This window comes from Leucobacter celer subsp. astrifaciens (assembly GCF_001273835.1).
Lineage (GTDB): Bacteria > Actinomycetota > Actinomycetes > Actinomycetales > Microbacteriaceae > Leucobacter > Leucobacter celer.
The window spans coordinates 35,008-57,128 of sequence record NZ_JHEI01000147.1 but is presented as its reverse complement, the minus strand read 5'-3'; the positions used below and the strand labels follow the sequence as shown (position 1 = coordinate 57,128).

Sequence of the window (22,121 nt, the reverse complement as noted above, 5' to 3'; positions counted from 1 at the left end):
CCCGCCCGGTGCTCCAGCACCGGGCGGGTTAATTGAAAGGACGTGCGAGTGAGCAGCAGCGAAGTCGAGGAGGGCGGCGGCAACGTCGTCGAGCGCGCCAAAGCTGACCGCGAATCGAAGCGCAACTGGTTCAGCCGGATCATCCTCTTCGTGCAGCAGGTGATCGCCGAGCTCAAGAAGGTCGTCACGCCGACGCGCAAGGAGCTGATCAACTTCACGCTGGTGGTGATCGCCTTCGTGATCATCATGATGGCCCTCGTGTGGGCCCTCGATCAGGTGTTCGGCTTCGTCACCGTCTTCATCTTCGGAACGCCGCTCGGCTGACCCGCGGTCAGCGATCCCGATCCCGATCCCGAATCAAGGAAAGCAAGTACAGATGACCAGCGAGAACAGCAACACCCCCGAGGCCGATCTCGAGTCGGCTCTCGACGCGCTGGTGCAGTCGGTCGACCCGGTCGCCGACGCCGCAGTGGAGGACGCGCTCGAGATCGACAGCGCCGAGGAGGCCGCGGCCGCCGCGAGTGCGATCGTCGACGAAGAGGTCGAAGAGGAGACCGAGGTCGCCGAGGACCCCTACAAGGCCTTCAAGAAGGATCTGCGCCGCCGCCCCGGGAAGTGGTTCGTGATCCACACCTACGCCGGCTACGAGCGCAAGGTGAAGTCGAACCTGTGGAACCGTCGCGAGACGATGGGTGCGGTCGACGACATCTATGAGATCCAGGTCCCCATGGAAGAGGTCATGGAGGTCAAGAACGGCCAGCGCAAGATGGTGACGCGCGTGCGCATCCCCGGCTACGTGCTGGTCCGCATGAACCTCACCGAGCACACCTGGTCGGTCGTGCGCCACACCCCGGGTGTCACCGGCTTCGTGGGCAACGCGAACAACCCGGTGCCGCTGCGCATCAACGAGGCCTTCGAGATGCTCAAGAGCACCGTCGAACTCGAGCCCGCGGCGACTGCCAAGGGCAAGGCCGCAGCGAACGCGGCCGCGCAGGGCAACGTCGAGATCGACTTCGAGGTCGGCGAGACCATCACGATCAAGTCGGGCTCCTTCGAGGGCCTGCCCGGCACGATCAGCGAGATCAACCCCGCAGCGGGCAAGCTGACCGTGCTCGTGTCGCTCTTCGAGCGCGAGACCCCGGTCGAGCTGAGCTTCGATCAGGTCACCAAGATGCTCTGAGCCTCGGGCTCACCACTGCGAGAGCGCCCGCACCCCGCGAGGGAGTGCGGGCGCTCTCGTCGTTCCCGGCACCGCTACGAGCGGTGCTTCTTGACGCGGCGCAGCGCGTGCAGCAGGGGCTCGGTGTAGCCGTTCGGCTGTGCGGCCCCCTCGATGATCAGGCGCCGCGCGGCCTGGAAGGCGATGCCTCCCCGCCCTTCATCGGATGCGCCGCCGAGCAGCGGCTCGTAGGCCGGGTCGCCGGCGTTCTGCCGGTCGACGACCGCGGAGAGCCGGTGCAGGCTCTCGTCGACCTGCTCCTCCGTGATGACGCCGTGCGCCAGCCAGTTCGCGAGCAGCTGACTGGAGATGCGCAGCGTGGCGCGATCCTCCATGAGCGCGATGTCATGGATGTCCGGCACCTTGGAGCAGCCGACGCCCTGATCGATCCAGCGCACGACGTAGCCGAGGATCGACTGCACGTTGTTCTCGACCTCGGTCGAGACCGTCTCGGGGGTGAGATCGCCCTCGCGCGCCAGCGGGATGCGGAGCAGCGTGTCGAGGCTGTCGGCGGGCAGCGAGGGGAGCGCGCGACGCGCCTCGAAGGCGTCGAGCTCGTGGTAGTGGAGCGCGTGCAGGGTGGCCGCCGTGGGCGACGGCACCCACGCGGTCGACGCGCCGGAGCGCACGTGGCCGATCTTCTGCTCGAGCATGCTGTGCATGAGATCGGGCATCGCCCACATGCCCTTGCCGATCTGCGCGCGCCCGTCGAGGCCGCCGGCCACGCCGATCGCCACGTTGCGGTCTTCGTAGACGCCGAGCCAGGGCTCGGACCGGATCGCCGCCTTCGGCAGCATCGGGCCGGCCCGGAGCGAGGTGTGGATCTCGTCGCCGGTGCGATCGAGGAAGCCGGTGTTGATGAACACGACTCGCTCGCTCGCGGCCTCGATGCAGGCGGCGAGGTTCGCGGAGGTGCGCCGCTCCTCGTCCATGATGCCGATCTTCACGGTGTTCGCCGGGAGGTCGAGGAGGCGCTCGACCCGTTCGAAGAGCTCGACCGCGAAGGCGACCTCGTCGGGCCCGTGCATCTTGGGCTTCACGATGTAGACGGAGCCGGTGCGGGAGTTCCGGCCGGCGGCGGGGCCGGAGAGGTCGGCGAGCGAGCCGAGCACGGTCATGATCGCGTCGAGGATGCCCTCGGGCACCTCGCGGCCGTCTCGATCGAGCACCGCGTCGGTGCGCATGAGATGGCCGACGTTCCGCACGAAGAGCGTGGAGCGGCCGGACAGCACGAGTTCGCCCCCGTCCGGGGCCGTGTAGACGCGGTCGGGATTCGCCGTGCGGGTGAAGGCGCGGCCGCCCTTCGTCACCTGTTCCGAGAGGGTGCCGTCCATGAGGCCGCGCCAGTTGCGGTATCCGAGCGCCTTGTCGTCGGCGTCGACCGCCGCGACCGAGTCCTCGAGATCCATGATGGTGGTGAGCGCTGACTCCAGGACGATGTCCTGAACGCCGGCGGCATCGTTCGAGCCGATGACGCCGGATCGATCCACGAGGATCTCGAGGTGCAGACCGTGGTGCCGGAGCAGTACGGCGGTAGGAGCCGCGGGGTCGCCGGTGAAGCCGACGAAGGCCTCGGGATCGGCGAGACCCGTGCGCGCGTCTCCGGCCAGGGAGACGACGAGCGCGCCGTTCTCGACGGCGTAGCCCGTGGCATCGGCGTGCGACGCCTCCGCGAGCGGGGCGGCCCGATCGAGCAGCTCGCGACCGTAGGTGATCACGGCGGCGCCGCGCGCGACGTTGTAGTCTTCGGTCGGCGCGAGCTCGCCGGTGCGTTCGATGGCGTCGGTGCCGTAGAGCGCGTCGTAGAGCGAGCCCCAGCGGGCGTTCACCGCGTTGAGGGCGAAGCGCGCGTTGAGGAGCGGCACGACGAGCTGCGGGCCGGCGAGCGTCGCGATCTCGGGATCCACGTTCTCGGTGGTGACCGAGACGGCGGCCGGTTCCGGGCGCAGATAGTCGATCCCCTCGAGGAAGGCCCGGTACTCCGCCGGGTCGGGTGCTCCCGGGTGCTCCCGGTGCCAGTCGTCGATCCGGGCCTGCAGCGCGTCGCGCTCGGCGAGCAGCTCCGCGTTCCGGGGGGCGAGATCGTGGATGATCTCATCGGCGCCCTGCCAGAACTCGGCGGGATCGATCCCGTGCTCGGCGGCGGTGCTCTCGGCGAAGTCGATGATGGGCTGCGCGACACGCAAGCGGGCGCGCGTGGCGTAGGAGGTCTCGTGCGAGACGGTTGCGGGTGAGGTGTGGTTCATGCTCTCTTCGATGTCTCGTGGCGGGCTCGTGCGGCGCTCCCGGTGGGCACTCGCTATCACCCTAGGGACGAACCTCCAGATTTGGAATGATCATTCCGTATCATGGAATTCATGAGCGAACGTGACGGGGGGAAGGACGCCGCGGGTGGCGTGCAGTCGGTCGAGCGCGCCTTCAGAGTGCTGGAGACGCTCGCCGAACTCGCCCCCGAGGCGTCTCTTGCGGAGATCGCCCGCGCCGCGGGTCTCGCCCAGTCGACCGTGCACCGTCTGCTGCGCACGATGATGGCTTCGGGGTACGCGCGCCAGACCGATGCGCGAGGCTACGCGCTCGGCCCGGCGCTCATCAGCCTCGGCAGCAGCGCGACGCCCCCGCTCGCGCACCGCGCGCACGCGGTCATGGTCGAGCTCGAGGAGATCGCTCAGGAGACGGTCAACCTCGCGGTGCTCGACGGAGACCGCATCGCATACGTGGGGCAGGTCCCCTCTCGTCATCAGATGCGGATGTTCACCGAGATCGGGCACCGGGTGCTGCCGCACTCGGCCGGGGTGGGAAAGGCGATCCTCTCCACGCTTCCGGAGGCGCGAGTGCGCGCGATCGTGTCCGCCACCGGGCTGCCCCGGTTCACCGCGACCACGCTCACGGACATCGACGCCCTGCTCGCGGATCTGCGCGAGGTGCGCCGCAGGGGCTTCGCCATCGATGACGGCGAGCACGAGGTCGGCGTGCGCTGCATCGCGGTGCCGCTGCCGGGATCCTCGCCCGCCGCCGCGATCTCCATCTCGGGCCCCGCGGCCCGCGTCAACGACGAGCTCGCCTCGACGATCACCGAGGCGCTGATCGACGCCGCTCGCCGTCTGGCGTGAGCGGCGCGCGGCGCGTGAGAGCCGGGCGTGCAGGATCGGTGCGGATCGGGTAAGATTATGTGGTTTGCGTCTGCGAACGTCTCTGGCGTGCGCGGAACGAACGCTACCGCATCCGGATCGGCCGGAATCGCGGGAGAGCGGGGAGACCCGTTCGAGGAAAGGAAACAATCATGGCAAAAGCCAAGAAGGTTACCGGTCTGATCAAGCTTCAGATCGCGGCCGGCGCCGCCAACCCCGCACCCCCCGTGGGTCCTGCGCTGGGTCAGCACGGCGTCAACATCATGGAGTTCTGCAAGGCCTACAACGCGGCCACGGAGTCGCAGCGCGGCAACGTCGTTCCCGTCGAGATCACCGTGTACGAGGATCGCTCGTTCACGTTCGTGCTCAAGACCCCGCCGGCGGCCGAGCTGCTGAAGAAGGCCGCGGGCGTCCAGAAGGGCTCCGGCACCCCGCACACCGTCAAGGTGGCGAAGGTCACCGCAGACCAGGTCCGCGCGATCGCCGAGCAGAAGCAGGCCGATCTCAACGCGAACGACCTCGACGCGGCTTCGAAGATCATCGCGGGCACCGCTCGCTCCATGGGCATCACGGTCGAGTAAGGGGCTACGCAAATGGCACAGAAGTCGAAGGCGTACCGCGCCGCTGCCGAGAAGATCCAGGCAGACAAGTTCTACACTCCCGCCGAGGCCGTGGCCCTGGCGAAGGAGACCGGTTCCACCAAGACCGACTCGACCGTCGAGGTCGCCGTCAAGCTCGGTGTGGACCCCCGCAAGGCCGACCAGATGGTGCGCGGCACTGTCAGCCTGCCCCACGGCACCGGCAAGACCGCGCGCGTCATCGTGTTCGCGGTGGGCCCGGCCGCTGAGGCCGCCCTTGCCGCGGGTGCCGACGAGGTCGGCGGCGACGAGCTGATCGAGAAGGTGGCCGCAGGCTACACCGATTTCGATTCGGCCGTCTCGACCCCCGAGCTCATGGGCAAGGTCGGTCGTCTGGGTAAGGTGCTCGGCCCGCGCGGCCTCATGCCCAACCCCAAGACCGGCACCGTGACCCCGGACCCGGCCAAGGCCGTGACCGAGATCAAGGGCGGCAAGATCGAGTTCCGCGTCGACAAGCACGCCAACGTGCACTTCATCGTCGGCAAGGCCTCGTTCTCGGCCGAGCAGCTCACCGACAACATCAACTCGGTGCTTGAGGAGATCTCGCGGCTCAAGCCGTCGTCGGCAAAGGGCAAGTACGTGCAGAAGGGCGCCGTCTCGACGACCTTCGGCCCGGGCATCCCGCTCGACGTCGCCGGTCTCTGAGCTTTTCGTCGAGCCGACTGCGGCCGGCTCCGACTGTCGCCTCCGGCGACGAGTAGGATTTCCGCCGCTGAGTCGGCGAGAAGTCGGCTCCTACTGTCGCCTCCGGCGACGGTGAGGCCCCGGTAAGCGGGCGCTCACGAACGGCCCCTCCGCTGTGCGCGGAGGGGCCGTTCGTGCTTTAGGCTATGGGGTATGTCTGCGTATGGGGAAGTCTGCGCGGAGCAGTCCGATGCCTAAGAGTGCAGCGGTGAAGCCTCCGCGTATTTCAGGTTTCAGCTATGTCAGGCCTCTGGGTTCTGGTGGCTTCGCCCAGGTGTATCAGTATGAGCAGGATATGCCTCGCAGGGTGGTTGCGATCAAGGTGCTGGGTGAGGATCTTGCGACGGCGAGCGATCGCTCGGCCTTCGAGGCCGAGGCCGACGCGATGGCGCGTCTGTCGAGCCATCCCTCCATCGTGTCGATCTTCAGCGCGAGCGTATCGAGCGATGGGCGACCCTACATCGCCATGGAGTACTGCCCCGAGTCCTTCCGCAACCGTTCGAAGGGCAGCCCGGTGCCCCTCGAACAGGTGCTCGACGCCGGAGTGAGGCTCTCGGGCGCGCTCGAGACGGCGCACCAGTCCGGCGTGCTGCACCGGGATATCAAGCCCTCGAACGTGCTGCTCGCCACGACGGGACGGCCGGTGCTCGCCGACTTCGGCATCGTATCGCTGCGCGGACAGATGCGAGGGGAGGGCACGAGCCAGGCCATGTCCATCCCCTGGGCGGCGCCCGAGGTGGTCTCCGGCCAGACGAGCGGTACGATCGCGAGCGAGATCTGGTCCCTCGGGGCGACGCTCTACACCTTCGCCGCCGGCCGGGCGCCCTTCGCCAGCCAGGACGGCAAGCGGCAGACGCAGGAGAAGCTGCAGGAGAGGATCATGCGAGCCGTCTATACGCCGGTGCCCGGCGCCACGGGCTACGAGGCATTCGACGCCGTGATCGCCCGCACGCTCGCGAAGCAGCCCGAGCAGCGCTTCGCTTCGATGCGGGAGTTCGGAGCGGCCCTGCAGCAGTTGCAGCTGCACTACCGTTTCAACGTCACACCGCTCGACGTCATCGAGTCGGCCTGGGTCACGCCGCCGTCCGCGGTGCGCGGCGTGCGCGGGCCCACGATCTCGACGGTGCAGGAGTCGAGCCGCGCGCAGAAGCGGGCCGAGCTGGCGCAGCAGCAGCGACGAGATCGCACCGACGAGCCGCGCCGCTCGCCGTCGGCGCTGAAACCTGCCCTCATCGGAGCGGGATCGGCCGTGGCCGTACTGGGCATCGCCGCGGTGGTCTTCGCGCTCATGGGAGGCCTGTGATGGCCCGGCAGGGCGGCGCGCGGCGCGGCGCGGGATCATCGCGGCCCCGTTCGGGCCAGAGTCTGCGCTCCCGCGTGCTGACGTGGGTCGCCGGCGGAGCGTCGATCGCGATGATCGCGACCATCGCGGTGATCGCCGCGGGGTACGATGCGCGGGAGGCGCCGCGCGAGGATCCCTCGGTGTGGGCGCTGCGCAGCGCGGGGCAGTACGCGCGGGTGAACACGCTGACAGCCGAGATCGATACGGTGCGCAGCGTCGAGGATCCGAGCGGCCTGCTGCAGGCGGGCGGCCATGGCGTCGTGCTGAGCCACGGCAACGGCCGTGCCTGGAACATCGATCCGACGCTGCCGCGCGACCTGGTCGAGGAGTCGGCGCCCGCCGGGGGCGATGGAGCCGATGCCGGTGGGCCCGATGCCGGTGACGGGACGAGCGCGCAGCCGGTGAGCGCCGGGGGCGACGCGGCCGGCGCGCTGCGTCTGCCCGACGGCACTCGCGACGCGATCGTCGCGGCCGACGCGGTGCTGCTGCGCACGGAGGAGGGCGAGGCCTACCTGAGCCGTTTCGCCGAGGCGGGAGGTGCGGCGACGCAACTCCAGGATCCGCGGCTGCTCGACCCCTTCGCCGAGGAGCGAGCGCGGGAGCAGGACGAGGAAAGCGACGAAGAGCCGACGAGATTCTTCGCGACGGCGGTCGCTCTCGACGACGAGGGTTCGGTAGCGCTGTTCTCTGCCGCCGATCACGAGGTGCGCTGGTACTCGCTCGAGCGCGACGAGTTCGTGGGCGTCGACCGGGTGCCCGAGGAGATCGTCGCGGACGACGCGCAGCTCGCGATCGTGGCGGGGGAGTGGGCGATTCTCGAGCCCGAGGCCGGCCGCCTGTGGCGCGAGGGAGCGGGGGATCCGGCCGAGATCGATGCTGCGGGGGACCCGCGGCTGCAGGCGTCGAGCGGCGCCGCCGCGGGCGATGCCGTGCTCGTGGCCGACGCCGCGGGGCTCTGGTCGCTGCACGACGGCGAGCTCGTTCGCGTCGCCGAGGCCGCCGGCGTCGCCGCGCAGCCGGTGTCGCTCGGCGCCGAGCGCTATGCGGCCTGGATCGGTCAGGCCGGCGCCCGGCTCTGGGCCGACGACGAGGTGCGGCAGCTCGAACTGGACGACAGCGTCGACCTGCCGGGCGACCCCGAGCCGGTGATCCGCAGCAGCGGCACGAGCGCGCTGCTCTCCGAGGTGAAGACGGGCATGCTGTGGACCGTGCCCGACGGCAAGCTGATCCCCGTGGAGCAGTGGTCCCTCGCCGATCCTCCCAAGGAGCGCAGCGGCACGGTCGTCGTCACCGACGTCACCGAGCAGGAGCCGCCGGTCGCCGTGGACGACGCCTTCGGCGTGCGTGCGGGCGAGCCCGCCCTGCTTCCGGTGCTGCTCAACGATTTCGATCCCAACCGCAAAGACGTGCTCACGATCGTGACGGAGGGGCTGGGCGACGGTCTGGCCCCGGAGTTCGGTGCGCTGTCGGTGCTCCCCGACGGGCAGTCGCTCGTGATCCGCCCGGCTGACGACGCGACGGGCTCGACGCGGTTCAGCTACCGCATCACCGACGGTGTGAACGTCTCGGAGGCCGCCACGGTGTCGCTGACGGTGGCCGGCCCCGACGAGAACTCCGCACCCCAGTGGTGCCCGGTGGAGGGGTGCCAGCGGGAGTGGCCGAGCCCCGAGCTCGCCCCGGGCGGCACCCTGGTGCTGCCCGTGCTGGAGGGGTGGGTCGACCCGCAGGGCGATCCCATGATGCTCGAATCGGCGACACCGGCGAACTCCGAGGACCCGGTGCGCGCACTCGTCACGGCGGATGGCCGGCTGGCGCTGCGCCACGCCGACCCCAACGCGCCCGACGGGGAGGTCGTGGTGCGGCTGCGGGTGGCCGACAGCCGCGGCGATACGACCGATCGAGAACTCGTCGTGCAGATCCGCAGCAACGCGAAGGCCGTGCTGAGCCCGATCGCGGCGACGGCGCAGGTGGGACAGCCGAGCGGGGTGCGACCACTCGGCCGCATCGTGGGCGGATCGGGGTCGTACGCGCTCGTCGACGCCTCGGTGCAGAGCGGCAAAGCCGAGGTTGTGGCGAGCGTGAACGCGGGCACCATCGAGGTGACGGCGAAGCAGCCGGGTGTGACCGTGATCGCGATCACGGCTCGCGACACCGGAACCGACGCCGAGATCGACGGCGTGATGCGCGTCACCGCCGTCGAAGCACGGCCCGAACTCGCGCTTCCCCCGATGCGGGCCTTCGTGCGCCCGCTCGCGGACACCACCGTCGACGTGCTCGACGCCGTTCCCGGCGCCAACGGCCGTGCTCTGGTGGTGCGGGGGGCGAAGACCGTCGACGGAGAACTGCGCGCCGACGTGATCGAGCACGCTCAGGTGCGGGTCTCGGGCAGCACGCCCGACGGGGCGCCGGGCCGCATCGGCTCGGTCGACGTGGCGATCGCCGAGGGCGGCGACACCGCGATCGGCAGGCTCACGGTGTTCCAGGTTCCCGAATCGGGTGAGGCCGGTGCGATCGCGGTGGCCGACAACATCACGGTGCGCGCGGGATCCATCGCCGACATCCCGGTGCTCGACAACGATGTCTCGCCCCCGGGGCAGCGCCTCGTGCTGCACCCGGAGATCAGCGGCTCGGGCGCGAAGGGCGAACTCGCCTTCGCCTCGGGGAACACGCTGCGGTACCTCGCACCGAGCGAGCCCGGCACCTACACGCTCAGCTACACGACCTACGGCGCGAGCACTCCCGAGGCGAGCGACGTCGGTCACGTGCGGGTGACCGTGCTGCCGCGCGACGGCAACCGGGACCCGCAGCCCCGCGCGCTGACGGTGCGGCTCGCACCGGGTGAACGGGTGACGACGCAGGTGCCGCTGTCGGGAGTCGATCCCGATGGTGATCGCGTGCGGCTGCTCGGCGTCGGCGCCTCGGACGATCCCCAGCTCTCCACGACGCTGGCCCCGCGCAGTTCCGCGATCCTGGTGGAGGCGTCCGCGCAGGCGGAAGCCGGGGTGCGCGTGCTCGGATACTCCGTGCGCGATGAGTTCGGCGGGGAAGCCGAGGGGCGCCTTCGGGTGATCGTCACCGAGACGGACCCCGAGGCCGGCGCGCCGATCACCTACAGCGACTACGTGCGGCTGGTGCAGGGCTCCCAGGAGCCCGCGGTCGTGCAGCCGCTCGACAACGACATCGATCCGGCCGGCGGCAAGCTGCAGCTGGTCGAGGTGGTTCCCAATGTCGCCGGCGGCACGGAGTCGGCGCAGTACCGGCAGCTGCTCGACCGACTGGACCTCTCCCAGCTGAAGGAGGGTCGGGTGCTCGTGCGCGGCAGCGACGAACCCGGCACGGTCTCATATCGCTACACCGTGCGCTCGCCCGAGAGCAAGAGCACGGCCGACGGGCTCATCGTGGTGCAGGTGTCGACCCGTGTCGGGCAGCAGGCGCCCACTGTGCGCGACACCGTGCTGTCGGCGAGGGATCGCGCCGAGCTGGAGCGCGGCGGCGTCGATGTGGTCACCGACCGGGTCTACTGGAACGCAGGCGATGTGCGCTCGCTGAAGCTCTCCGTCTGGGGCAAGGCCGCCGAGCGCTTCACGGCCGACGGCAACCGCATCTCGGGCAACTACAGCGCGGATGGCGACCTCGTGCCCTTCCGCCTGGCGGGCAAGGACCTCACCGGCGCGGAGGTCGAGAGCTTCGGCTTCCTCGTGATCCCGCCGCTCGACGAGCTGCGTCTCACGCTGACCCCGGGCCTCGCCCCGCTGCGCGTGAACGAGGGCAAGACGGTCGACGCCGCACTCGCGGACATCGTGGATCTGGGCCCCGGCGACGACGCCGAGTTCAAGGTGGGACCGTTCCCCTCGCAGCGGGCTCAGGCGCGTTGCGAGGCCACCGGTGCGTCGTCGCTGCGATACAGCGCCGGGAAGGAGCAGCCGTGGGTCGACAGCTGCCTGATCTCGGTGAAGCTGACCGAGCAGAAGGTCTGGACGCAGCTGTCGGTGCCGGTGCAGATCGTGCCGGATCAGCCGGTGGTGACCCTCGAGGGGCTGACGCGCACGGTCGCTCCGGGGGCCTCGGAGACGATCGACCTGCTCGACATGGTGCGCTGGGAGGGTGGTCGTGAGGGGAACACCGGATCTCTCGCCTTCCAGGTGAGCGGCGGCGGTGGCAGCTTCGAGGTGAGCCCGGCCGGCACGCAGGTGACGGTGCAGGCACGGGCTGATGCCGTGCCGGGCGCGCAGGACGTGCTCTCGGTGAGCGTGACCGGATCCGGCGAGAGCGCGGCTCCGCTCACACTGCGCGTGGGAACGGCCGCGAAGGATGCCCCGCGGGGCGCGACGGTGCAGCTGAACTGCACGGTCGGATCGAGCTGCCAGGCCCAGCTCATCGGGGCGCCCGGGGAGTACGACCCCTTCGCGGGCAAGAGCGGCGGAGGCCTGAAGCTCGAGTCGATCGACGCCGGGGCCTGCGTGTACGGCTCGCTGCAGGTGTCCGGCAACGGCGTGAGCGTCGGCTGGCCCAAGGGTTCCGGCGGCCCCGGCGGTCGGTGCACGGCGACCTTCACGGTGCGCGACGCCCAGAACCGCACGGGGTCGGGCACCATCGAACTCGACGCTCAGGGCGTGCCGCGCGCGCCGGTGGGCATCACTCCGGTGCGAGCCGACGGCAGCAGCGTCACCCTCTCGGTCGCGCTCAGCTCCGAGGCCTCGCACCCGGCGGTGTCGGGCGTCGAGCTCGTCTCGAACGGCGCCTCGGTGGGAAGCTGCTCTCTGGCCGGCGGCCAGGCCAGCTGCACTGTCACCGGTCTCCGACCCGGTCAGCCGCGGATGTACGGCGCACGCGCCGTGAACGCGGTGGGCGCGTCCGAGCAGACCGCGAACGGTGCCGAGACGTGGGCCTACGTTCCGCCGACTTCGCCGTCGATCCGCGCCGAGACCGTGACCTGGCCGGAGAACACTGATTCCGGCAAGGGGCGGGTCAGGGTGACCATCGGCTCGAGCCAGGCGCCCGCGCTGGAGTTGTCGATCAACGGCACGACCGAGTCGGTCTCTGCCGGGTCGTTCACCCGAGAGTTCCCCGCGGGCGAGTCCCACGCCTTCAGCGTGATCGCCGCCGACAGCGCCGATAAGATCCCGCCCGGCTACACCGGATCCGACGGCGGCCGTGGAGCTGCGAAGACGGCTTCCGCGACCCCCATCGGCGCGCCGACCACCGGCACCGTCTTGCTCAGTCTCAGCGGCGCAGATCGCACCGACTGGACGCTGACAGGGTCGGGCTTCGCCGCCAACGGCGGCGACGCGCTCACCTACCGCTACAGCATCGCCGGGGGAGCGGGCGAGAGTACCAGTGCTACCGTCACCGGCGGTCCACTGCGCAAACATCGGCTCTACAGCGGCACGATGTCGGCCTCCAACTCGTACGGGAAGAGCGGCGAAGCGACCTCGAACACCGAGCGCTCGGGATCGCGGCTTCCCACTGTGAACGGCACGTACACGGTGCCGACGGCCCCGACGTTCGACGGCGTGACCGCCTCTTGGAATGCCGGCGAGATCACCTGGGATGCCAACCTCTCCGCCGACTCTCCGGGGCCGAAGCACGATCCCGTCACACCGCAGAACCCGACGCCGAGCGTGGTGCAGTGCGCGGTGGGCGACGACGGTCAGGAGACGAACTGCTCGCACCCCGGCTCGATCAGACCGGCGGACGGCAGCCTCAGGCCGTTCACTCTCACCAAGACCGACGGTACGATCCCGCGGGGTCCGGATGATGCGGATCCGAGCCAGGCCACGATCGCCTCGTACTTCACATCGGCAGGCCAGGCCGGCGGGCCGATCACCTATACGGTGAGCGGCAACGACGTGATCGTGACCATCCCCGGTCGGGACCCGGTGACCTATACGGGCATCATCGCGCCCCCGGCGCCGCCGGAAACGCCAGATCCGGAAGACACCGGGCCGTGAGCGGCAGCCCTGCACCGGGCGACCGGAGCGCCGGACGGCGATCCCGAACAGACCATCTCGCATCGATATGAAGGACACACAGATGACACCCGAGCCCACGCTCACCGTCGAATCGACCGGCCCCCTGACCGACGAACGCGCGCGATGGGCGAGCGACGCCGTGCGCACCGCGGCCGACGCGATGGAGCGCGCGATCCAGGGCAAGCGCCGTGTGATCGAGCTGGTGCTCGCCACCGCGATCGCGGGCGGCCACGTGCTGCTCGAGGATGTGCCGGGCACCGGCAAGACGGCGCTGGCCAGGGCTCTCGCCAAGGCGATGCACGGCACCTCGTCGCGCATCCAGTTCACGCCCGACCTGCTGCCCGGCGACGTCACCGGCATCACGGTCTACGACCAGAAGCAGGGCATCTTCGAGTTCCACGCCGGACCGATCTTCGCCAACGTCGTGCTCGCCGATGAGATCAACCGCGCCAGCCCGAAGACGCAGTCCGCGCTGCTCGAAGTGATGGAGGAGCACCAGGTCACGGTCGACGGGCAGAGCCACATCGTCAACACGCCCTTCCTCGTGATCGCCACCCAGAACCCGGTCGAGCAGGCGGGCACCTACCGGCTGCCCGAGGCGCAGCTCGACCGCTTCATGGTGAAGACCTCGATCGGCTACCCCGATGACGCCGCGATGATGCGCATCCTGCAGCAGATCTCGGTGACGCCCGAGGTGCCGACCGTCATGAACACGGGCACCCTCGCGCAGCTGCAGCAGTTCTCGCGCTCCGTGCACGTCAGCCCGCTCATCGCCGAGTACGTCTCGCGGCTGGTCGAGGCGAGCCGGCGAGCCGGCGAGGTGCGGCTCGGTGCGAGCGTGCGCGGTGCGCTCGCGCTCGTGCGCCTCTCGGCCGCGTGGGCGCTCGTCTCGGGCCGTCCCTACGTCACGCCCGACGACGTGCGCGAGCTCGCCATCCCTGCGCTCGCGCACCGCCTGGTGCTCGAGGCGGAAGCCGAGTTCGACGGCGTCACCGCCGAAGCCGTGATCGGCCAGATCCTGATCGACACCCCGATCCCGCAGGAGAACGGCACCGCGTGAGCACGGAGAACACCCGCAGCCGGCTGTTCCGCACGGCGACCCGGGGCGGTACGACGCGGGGCACCCGCACGGGATCGCGTCTCGGCGAGACGCGCACCTCGACGCGTGCGCTCGGCAACGGTCAGCGCCGCCGCGTCACCGTGCGCAGATGGTGGCGCCGCACCCGTCGCACCCTGCTGCGTTCGTGGCGCGCGACCGTGCAGGCGGTCACGCCGCTCGGCTGGTTCGTCATCGCGCTCACGGTGACGGGGGTCGCGCTCGGCGCGGGATTCTCCTGGATCGAGGCCTGGTACGTCGCCGCCGTCGGCGCACTGCTGCTGCTCGTCGCGCTGCCGTTCCTCATCGGCAGCCGCGCCTACCGGGTGGGGATCGAGATCGACCGGCGCAGCGTGGTGGCCGGGGGCGAGGTGCAGCTGCGCCTGCGAGTGGAGAACGAGGGTGCGCGCCCGGCGCTGCCCGCGGTCGCCGAGCTGCCGGTCGGCGACGCGTTGCGCGAGGTCACGATCCCCTTCATCGGACCGCACTCGGGGGCGGAGCTGCCGATGACGATCCCGGCGCCCCACCGCGGTCTGATCCAGGTGGGGCCGCTCACGATCGCCCGCCGCGACCCCCTCGGCCTGCTGCGCCGCGAGGTCACCTGGCCCGAGAGGCACCTCGTGTACGTGCATCCGGCCACGGCGCAGCTGCCGCCGAACACGGCCGGTCTCGTGCGCGACCTCGAGGGCGCTGCCAGCCGCCGGCTCACCGATTCCGACCTCTCCTTCTACGCCGTGCGCGAGTACGCGCCGGGCGACGCCATGCGCCACGTGCACTGGAAATCGACCGCCAAGACCGGCACGCTGATGGTGCGCCAGTTCGAGGAATCGCAGACCGCGCGCGTCGCGGTGCTGTTCGACGCCAGACCCGAGGAGTACCAGAACGCAGACGAGTTCGAGTTGGCCGTGAGCGTGGCCGCCTCGATCTCGGTGCAGGCGGTGCGCGAGGGCCGCGAGCGCTTCATCGCCTCGGCTTGGGCGCCCGGCCGGGTGCGACCCAGCATCGACGGCCTCGAAGAGCTGCCGGCGCGCGATCCGCAGCAGCTGCTCAACGCGTGGTCGGAGCTGGAGTCGGCGCCCGAAGGGCTCCCGTTCGAGGCGCTCGCCAGTGGCCTCGCCCGCTCCAGGCGGCCGCTCTCCATCGTCGTGATCGTCACGGGTGCTCTGCCCGATCCCACGCGCATCCGACGCGCCTCGGCCGCCTTCACGGGCGACGTGCACGTGCTCGCGGTGCGCTGCGAGCTGCACGCGGAGCCGCGTGCGCAACGCATCGATCCGCTCACCATGTTCACCGTCGGAGCGCTCGGCGACCTGCCCCAGATGATGCTCCGGAGTGCACGATGAGCGGCGCAGTGCCCGGCGGCGCGCCCACGCCGTCCAGGGGAGCGGCCCTCACTCCGGTCGTGCGCCTGCTCGGCGGGCTGAGCGCGGCAGCGGCCTCGCTCGTGCTCGGCGTGCTCGCGGCCTGGCCGATCTATCAGACGTCGTGGCTGTGGCTCGTGGCGGCCGTTGCGCTGGTGCTCGGCGGCGGCATCGCCTGGGCGAGGGCGCGCTGGCGGATCCGCTTCCCCGTGCTCGCAGCGCTCGTGCTGGGTGTGTTCGCGCTGACCGTGGTGCCCGTCGCGGTGCCCGAATCGCTCACGATCGGGCCGCTGCGCGGGCTGCTCGACGGGCTCGCCGCGGTCGCGCTGGGGTGGAAGCAGCTGCTCACCCTCGCGCTGCCGGTGGGCACTTACCGCACCGTGCTCGTGCCCGCGTATGTCGTGCTGCTCGCCACCGCGCTGCTGGTGACGGTCATCGCGCAGCACCCCGGTCGTCGATCGGCGTTCGCGGCGATCCCCATGCTCGCCCCGGTCGCGTTCGGCACCGTGTTCGGCGCCTCGCAGACGAGCGCTCCGCTGCACCTCGGCCCGCTCACGATCGTCGCCCCGCGCGAGATCGCGATCTGGCTGGTCGCGGCGCTGCTCGCCGCCGTCTGGGTGGCGTGGACATCGGGAGCCGATCGCCGCGCCGCCCTGCGTCTCGGCCGCGTCGCCGGTGATCGCCGCAGCGGCGGGATCGCGCGCGCATTCACCGGTGCGGCCATTCTCGTGGTGGTGCTCGCGGCAGGCGCGATCCTCGCCCCCGTGCTCGACGCGGACGCACGAGCCGTGCCCCGCGACCGCATCGACCCCGAGATCGTGATCCGGGATCGTCCCAGTCCGCTCGCCGCCTACCGCAGCGCCAAGCGCGATGACACGATCGACCGCACCATGTTCACGGTGCAGGGCGACCGCGGGCTGCCGCAGCGGCTGCGTCTCTCGGTGCTCGACAGCTACGACGGCGTCGACTTCCACGTGAGCCAGGACGCCGCCGGGCGCTTCACCCGCTTCCCGAGCGGAGAGAGCCTCACGAGCCCGAGCCGTATCGGCGTGGAGATCGGCGAGGGGTACGCCGACATCTGGGCGCCGACGGCGAAGCTCGGCTCGCCGCCGCGGTTCAGCGGGCCGCGGGCCGAGGCCCTCTCCGACGCGTTCTACGTCAACCGCGAGACCGGGGGCGCGATCGCCGTGCCCCGAGACGGCGCCGTGACCGGGCTCGCCGAGGGCGACGGATACTCGGCCGACATGGAGACGGCCCCCGCGAGCGGCGAACTCGGCGCCCCGTCCGGCGTCCCCCAGGTCGAGCTCGATGAGACCCCCGAGATGGCGACGTGGATCGACCACCAGAACGTGGCGGCCGACGCCGAGGGCCTGACCGAGATGATCGACCGGCTGCGCGCCCGCGGCTACCTGAGTCACGCCATGAGCGAGAGCGAGGGTGAGCGCGTATGGCTCGAACGGCTCTCCGAGCAGTACGGCACGAGCTTCGAACCGAGCGCCGGAGGGCACTCGCTCGCCCGCATCGAGGACCTCTTCGCGCAGCTCAACGCCCAGCAGGCCGCCGCGGGCGAGAACCCCGACGAGGCGCAGCTCGTCGCGGGCGTCGGCGACGACGAGCAGTTCGCTGCTGCGGCGGCGCTCGTGGCGCGTGCCCTGGGCTACGACTCCCGCGTCGTGCTCGGCGTACGGCTCGGCGGCGAGGAGATCCCCGGCGTGCCCGCGTGCGCGAACGCGTGCACCGGCGAGCATCTCGCCGCCTGGATCGAGGTGCGCGGCGATCGCGGCGACTGGGTCGCCTTCGACGTCACCCCGCAGCTCGAGCAGCGGCCGCAGCGCCTCGAGGAGGGCGAGCAGCTGCCGGAGTTCCCCACCACTCCCGAGGAGCGCGACGTGCGCGAGGTGGATCCTCCGATCGGGCTCGGCGAGCAGGGCGAGAGCGACGTCGATCCGACCGCCGACCGCGGCGACTTCTGGCTGTGGCCCGTGCTCCGGATCGTCGGCCTCTCCGCGGCCGCGCTCGCGCTGCTGCTGATCCCGCTGCTCTTCCTGCCCGTTGCGAAGCGTCTGCGCCGCCGGCGCCGGCGTGCGGAGCCCGACCCGGAGCTGCGAGCGCTGGGAGCCTGGGAGGAGATGGTGGATCGCGCGAGGGACGCGGGTGCGGAGGTGCCGACCGCGGCGACACGGCGCGAGGTCGGCGCGGCGCTCGCGACCCGGCCGGCGGTCTGGGCTGCGCAGCAGGTCGACCGCGCGGTATTCTCGCCGGTGATGATCGGGGACGACGAGGCCGATCTGCTGTGGCGCGCAGCGGATGAGGATCGCGCGGAGCGCGCAGCTTCGATGAAGCGGGCGGCGAGACTCCGCGCCGCCTATTCGCTGCGCTCGTACGGGCTCCGGAGGGACCGGCGCCGTGCGGCGCCGGCGGAAAGCGAGATCGGATGAACAGGCACTACGGCGGTGGAGCGCTGACGCAGCTGTGGCGCGACAGCGCACCGGTGGTCATCGAGGCGGCCGCGCGCAGCGACGTCGGCGTGCGGCGGTCGGTGAACGAGGACTCGCTGCTGGCGCAGGAGCCGGTGTTCATCGTCGCCGACGGCATGGGCGGGCACGAAGCCGGGGATCGCGCGAGCGCGGCGGCGATCGAGGCGTTCGCCGAGCTGGCGGCAACGGGGAGCGCGGCATCCATCGACGACGTGTCGACTGCCCTGCATGCGGCCCGCGCCGCAGTCGATGCGGTGGCGCACGGCACGGAGCGGGGCGCCGGCTGCACGCTGACCGGAGCCGTGCTCGTCGAGCACCGGGGGGAGCCGCACTGGTACGTGCTCAACATCGGCGACTCGCGGGTCTACCAGCACCGCGGCGCGGCGCTGGCCCAGGTCACGGTGGACCACTCGCTGCAGGCCGAGCTGGAGGCTGCGGGTGACGCGGCTGCGGCGAGCACGCCGCGCAACGTGATCACCCGGGCGCTCGGATCAGATGACTCGCGTCACGACGCCTGGCTGGTGCCGGTGCGCACCGGCACCCGCCTGCTGATCTGCTCGGACGGCCTCACCACCGAACTCGAGGATGAGGAGCTGCGCGCCGTGCTGACGGTCGGCGGCAGAGCGGAGTCCGTGGCCGAGGAGCTGGTGCGCCGCGCATGCCAGGCGGGGGGTCGGGACAACGTCTCCGTGATCATCGTCGACACGGTGGCCGGCGTGGTGTCCCCGGCCGCGTCGCTCGAAGAATCCGCCGACGTGGAGGGCGATGACGAGACCATCGAGGTGACGAGGCCGGTGCGATGACGACGGATCAGGGACAGGATCGAGAGCCGGCGCGGGATCGAGAGCCGGCGCGAAGCCGAATGCTGGGCGTCGAGACGGAGGCGCTCGAAGAGGCGACCGTGGTGGTTCCGTCGCGCACGGTCGACGACGACGCGACGGTGCTGCGGGAGGTCGACGTCTCCGACGATGAGACGGTGGTGCGTGCGGCCGATGTCCCGGACGACGCGACGTTCGTGCGCCCGCACGTCGTGGAGGACGCGACGACGGTGGTGCGTCCGCATGTCGACGATGAGACCGTCGTGCATCCGCGGGACGCCGGCGCGGAGCGAGCACCCTCCGGCTGGGAGCGGGTGCCCTCCGGCGGGGAGCGGGCCGGCGCACTGCGGGGGGATCCCGCGCCTCCGATCGTGGAGCCCGTCCCGTCGCAGAGGCCGTCGTCCGCTCCGCTGAGGCGAGGCCCCGCGCGGGTGTACGGTGCCCGCGCGGCGAACGCGTCGGCCGCGGTACAACCGGACGAGGTGCTGCGCCGGATCGGACCGCCTCCCGCCGCAGAGCCGCGGTACGCGGCCGAACGGCCCCCGCTGCCGTCGCTCGCGAGGCGCTTCCGACGGGAGCGGGCCGTCACACTGATCTGCTACGCCGGGGTGGTGGTGCTCGCCGCGGCGGGTCTGACGGTGATCGCGAGGATCGCCTTCGGATGATGCAGTGGTGCGCTGACGGTGCGATTCATGGCAGAGTTGTAGCGGCGCGCGGGTCGGAGAGACCATCGCGCACCGGGAGTTAGAGGACGGAACAGAGCAATGGATAACAGTCCCAACGTCGATCCGACGGCGATTCTGGCGATTGCAGGCATCTGGTCGCTGGTGGCGATCGCCTACTACGTCTGGTATCTCTGGTCGCTGTCGCGGCTCTTCCCCTATCTCGGGCTGCCCTCCTGGGCCGGCTGGGTGCCGCTGTGGAACCAGTGGCAGCTGATCCAGCGGTGCGGGTTGCCGGGGTGGCTCGTGCTGCTCGGCCTCATCCCGGGGCTCGGCATCGTGGTACTCATCGTGACGATCATCGCGATCAGTCGTATCAACGCGGAGCACGGCAGAGGAGCCGGCTTCACGGTGCTCGGCATCTTCATCCCCCCGCTGTGGGCGATGCTGCTCGCGAACCACATCCGCGACGCCGGATACGCCGACCGCGGGCACGGCGCCGCCTATGCCGGGGTGGGGCAGCAGCAGGGCTACCAGGCCGAACCCCAGGGATATCAGCAGCCCGGCGGCGACGGCTGGCAGAGCGTGCCCCCGGCGCCGCAGCAGTTCGCGGCGCCTCCGGCGGCCCCCCAGCAGTACGCCCCGCCGGCACCGGTGCCGCCCGTCCCCGCGGCACCGGCGTTCGAGGCACCCGCCCCGCAAGCCCCTGCTCCGCAGGCGCCCGGCTCCCCCCTCGCGGCACCGGCTGTTCCGCCGGTGCCGGCCGCACCTCCAGCCCCGGCCGCGCCGCAGCCGCCGCAGCAGGCGAACGCCTGGGGATTCAGCCACACCACGGAGGGCGCCTTCGAGCGACTCGCCTCCGAGGAGCAGGCGCCTCGCAGCGCGACGCCGTTCGGGGCGTCCGTGCCGCCCCAGCCCTTCTCCTGGCCCGAACCCCAGGAGGAGTTCGACGCCCGCCCGGCGCACGACCAGGCCCCCGCACCGGGGACCGCTCACTCGGAGCCCGTCGCGGTGCCGGATCAGCCTGCCGGCGCCACCATCTTCGACGCGCCAGGGGATCCCGCGCCTGCCGCTGCAGCTGCTCCGGCAGCACCGATTCCGGTGCCCGCGGCTCTCGCCCAGCCGGTGCCCGCTCCCGCCGCGCCGGCGACGGTGAGCGACGACAGCGACGACCGCACGGTGGTGGTGCAGCGACGCGTGCGCTGGGGCATCGAACTGCCCGACGGCGAAGTGCTCGAACTGGACGGCGACGACGTGGTGGTCGGGCGCAAGCCCGAGCCGGTCGGCGGCGCGAGGCCGCTGCAGATCGCAGACCCGACGCGCACCATGTCGAAGACCCACGCGCGCATGCGGCGCAACGGGGAGGACTGGACGATCGAGGATCTGCAGTCGACCAACGGGGTCGCGCTCGTCGACGAGAGCGGCGAGAAGGTGCCGCTCGAGGCGGGGCGCGAGTACGAGGTCATCGAGCAGCTGGTCATCGGCACGCTCGAGGTGCGCCTGCGCCGCATCGGCTGATCGCCGCTCCCGTGCGACCGCGGCGAGCGCGGCGCACACCTCGTCATCCTGCGCGAGCATGGCTCCCATATCGTCATCCTGCGCGAGCGCAGCGAGTCGCAGGATCCACCCGCCCCTACCCTGCGACGCGACGCCCCGGCGCCTCAGCCGCGAACGCGATCGAACCCGACTCGTACTATCGGGTGCACGGCGTGGGATGCGACCAGGCTGGAGATCGAAGGGAGCCATCGTGATCGTTGCACTCGGCCGGATCCTCGACGTCGTCGAGGACGGGTTGGCTGGCGACGAACTCGACGTCGGGGATATCGCCCGTGCGCACGGCACGACCGAGTACCACCTGCGTCGCATGTTCTCGTCGCTGTTCGGCATGCCCCTGGCCGAGTACGTGCGCCGGCGGCGTATGACGGTCGCGGCCTCGGACGTGATGGGCACCGATCGAATCCTCGACATCGCCGTGCGCTACGGGTACTCGTCGACCGAGGCCTTCGGCCGGGCGTTCCGCGCGGTGCACGGCGCGAGCGTCGCCGAGGTGCGCGAGCACGGCGGCCCCCTTCGCGCGCAGCCGAAACTCCGGTTGCGCATCGCTATCGAAGGGAGTGTCTCCATGGACGCACGAATCGCTGAACTGCCCGAGTTGCGGCTGGTGGGTCATGCCGCACGAGTGCCGCTGATCCACAGCGGCGCGAATCCGCACATCCAGGCCCATATCGCTGCGCTTCCAGCCGAGGCGCACGCGCGCCTCAAAGCGCTGTCGAGCGCGCAGCCCCGAGGTCTGCTCGCGGTGTCGGCCGACGTCGACCCGGACTACGCGGAGGGGACCGAGCTGACCTATCTGCACGGGGTATCGGTCGATGCCGGCACGACCGTCCCCGAAGAGCTGGACTCGGTCGCCGTTCCTGCCGGGGACTGGGCGGTGTTCCGAACGGCGGGCCCGTATCCGGCTGCGCTGCAGGAGACCTGGGCCGCGACTGCTACCGATTGGTTCCCCGCGAACCCGTGGCGTCTGCGACCCGGCCCCTCGATCGTGAGCGTACTCGAACGCGCGGACGACTTCAGCACCGCGACGACCGAACTCTGGCTGCCCATCGAGCGCGCGTAGTCGAGCCCGCCCCGCTCCGCTCCGTACCGCCCCGCGAGACACCTTCGCGCGCCAGTAGTTGTCGGCAAAACCGAGGTTTGCCGACAACTACTGGCGCGCGAAGATAG

The 22,121-nt window shown here is 71.1% G+C and carries 15 protein-coding genes; 14 read left to right on the top strand and 1 reads right to left on the bottom strand.

Annotation, left to right across the window (positions count from 1 at the left end):
- Window positions 1-48: 48 nt before the first annotated feature.
- Both secE and nusG read left to right on the top strand, forming a co-directional pair.
- A complete protein-coding gene (gene secE, locus AMS65_RS16575) occupies window positions 49-324 on the top strand; it encodes a preprotein translocase subunit SecE (RefSeq protein ID WP_053385282.1) in 276 nt (91 codons plus the stop codon).
- Window positions 325-376: 52 nt separating this feature from the next.
- The gene (gene nusG / locus AMS65_RS16570; RefSeq protein ID WP_053385281.1) at window positions 377-1,180 is read left to right on the top strand and encodes a transcription termination/antitermination protein NusG; all 804 of its coding nucleotides are present in this window, start codon (window positions 377-379) and stop codon (window positions 1,178-1,180) included.
- A 74-nt stretch (window positions 1,181-1,254) separates the two neighbouring features.
- Here nusG and AMS65_RS16565 read toward each other — a convergent pair whose 3' ends face one another.
- A complete protein-coding gene (locus AMS65_RS16565) occupies window positions 1,255-3,465 on the bottom strand; it encodes a malate synthase G (RefSeq protein WP_053385280.1) in 2,211 nt (736 codons plus the stop codon).
- A gap of 111 nt (window positions 3,466-3,576) precedes the next feature.
- Between AMS65_RS16565 and AMS65_RS16560 the strand changes: the two genes are divergently transcribed.
- The 12 genes from AMS65_RS16560 to AMS65_RS16505 all read left to right on the top strand — a co-directional run bounded on the left by AMS65_RS16560 (window position 3,577) and on the right by AMS65_RS16505 (window position 22,014).
- Entirely contained in the window at window positions 3,577-4,329 is a 753-nt protein-coding gene (locus tag AMS65_RS16560; RefSeq protein ID WP_157502394.1) for an IclR family transcriptional regulator, read from the top strand.
- A 170-nt stretch (window positions 4,330-4,499) separates the two neighbouring features.
- Window positions 4,500-4,928 (top strand): 50S ribosomal protein L11, encoded by a 429-nt coding sequence (gene rplK, locus AMS65_RS16555; RefSeq protein ID WP_053385278.1) that lies wholly within the window; start codon window positions 4,500-4,502, stop codon window positions 4,926-4,928.
- Between the two features lie 12 nt (window positions 4,929-4,940).
- Window positions 4,941-5,630 (top strand): 50S ribosomal protein L1, encoded by a 690-nt coding sequence (gene rplA, locus AMS65_RS16550; RefSeq protein WP_053385277.1) that lies wholly within the window; start codon window positions 4,941-4,943, stop codon window positions 5,628-5,630.
- Window positions 5,631-5,832: 202 nt separating this feature from the next.
- The gene (locus AMS65_RS16545; protein WP_306455235.1) at window positions 5,833-6,972 is read left to right on the top strand and encodes a serine/threonine-protein kinase; all 1,140 of its coding nucleotides are present in this window, start codon (window positions 5,833-5,835) and stop codon (window positions 6,970-6,972) included.
- Window positions 6,972-12,962, top strand: coding sequence for an Ig-like domain-containing protein (locus AMS65_RS16540; protein ID WP_241489487.1), 5,991 nt, complete (start codon window positions 6,972-6,974; stop codon window positions 12,960-12,962). The genes AMS65_RS16545 and AMS65_RS16540 overlap by 1 nt, the downstream gene beginning before the upstream one ends.
- 82 nt (window positions 12,963-13,044) lie before the next feature.
- A complete protein-coding gene (locus tag AMS65_RS16535; protein ID WP_053385275.1) occupies window positions 13,045-14,043 on the top strand; it encodes an AAA family ATPase in 999 nt (332 codons plus the stop codon).
- Window positions 14,040-15,422: a DUF58 domain-containing protein gene (locus tag AMS65_RS16530; protein WP_053385274.1), complete on the top strand. Its 1,383-nt coding sequence runs from the start codon at window positions 14,040-14,042 to the stop codon at window positions 15,420-15,422. The genes AMS65_RS16535 and AMS65_RS16530 overlap by 4 nt, the downstream gene beginning before the upstream one ends.
- Window positions 15,419-17,878, top strand: coding sequence for a DUF3488 domain-containing protein (locus tag AMS65_RS16525; RefSeq protein WP_083451792.1), 2,460 nt, complete (start codon window positions 15,419-15,421; stop codon window positions 17,876-17,878). Before AMS65_RS16530 ends, AMS65_RS16525 begins: the two co-directional genes overlap by 4 nt.
- Window positions 17,875-18,720, top strand: coding sequence for a PP2C family protein-serine/threonine phosphatase (locus AMS65_RS16520; RefSeq protein ID WP_075201054.1), 846 nt, complete (start codon window positions 17,875-17,877; stop codon window positions 18,718-18,720). Before AMS65_RS16525 ends, AMS65_RS16520 begins: the two co-directional genes overlap by 4 nt.
- Window positions 18,717-19,400: a hypothetical protein gene (locus AMS65_RS16515; protein ID WP_157502392.1), complete on the top strand. Its 684-nt coding sequence runs from the start codon at window positions 18,717-18,719 to the stop codon at window positions 19,398-19,400. Before AMS65_RS16520 ends, AMS65_RS16515 begins: the two co-directional genes overlap by 4 nt.
- 99 nt (window positions 19,401-19,499) lie before the next feature.
- Window positions 19,500-20,915, top strand: coding sequence for a DUF5684 domain-containing protein (locus tag AMS65_RS16510; RefSeq protein WP_053385272.1), 1,416 nt, complete (start codon window positions 19,500-19,502; stop codon window positions 20,913-20,915).
- Between the two features lie 229 nt (window positions 20,916-21,144).
- Entirely contained in the window at window positions 21,145-22,014 is an 870-nt protein-coding gene (locus AMS65_RS16505; protein WP_053385271.1) for an AraC family transcriptional regulator, read from the top strand.
- Window positions 22,015-22,121 lie beyond the last annotated feature (107 nt).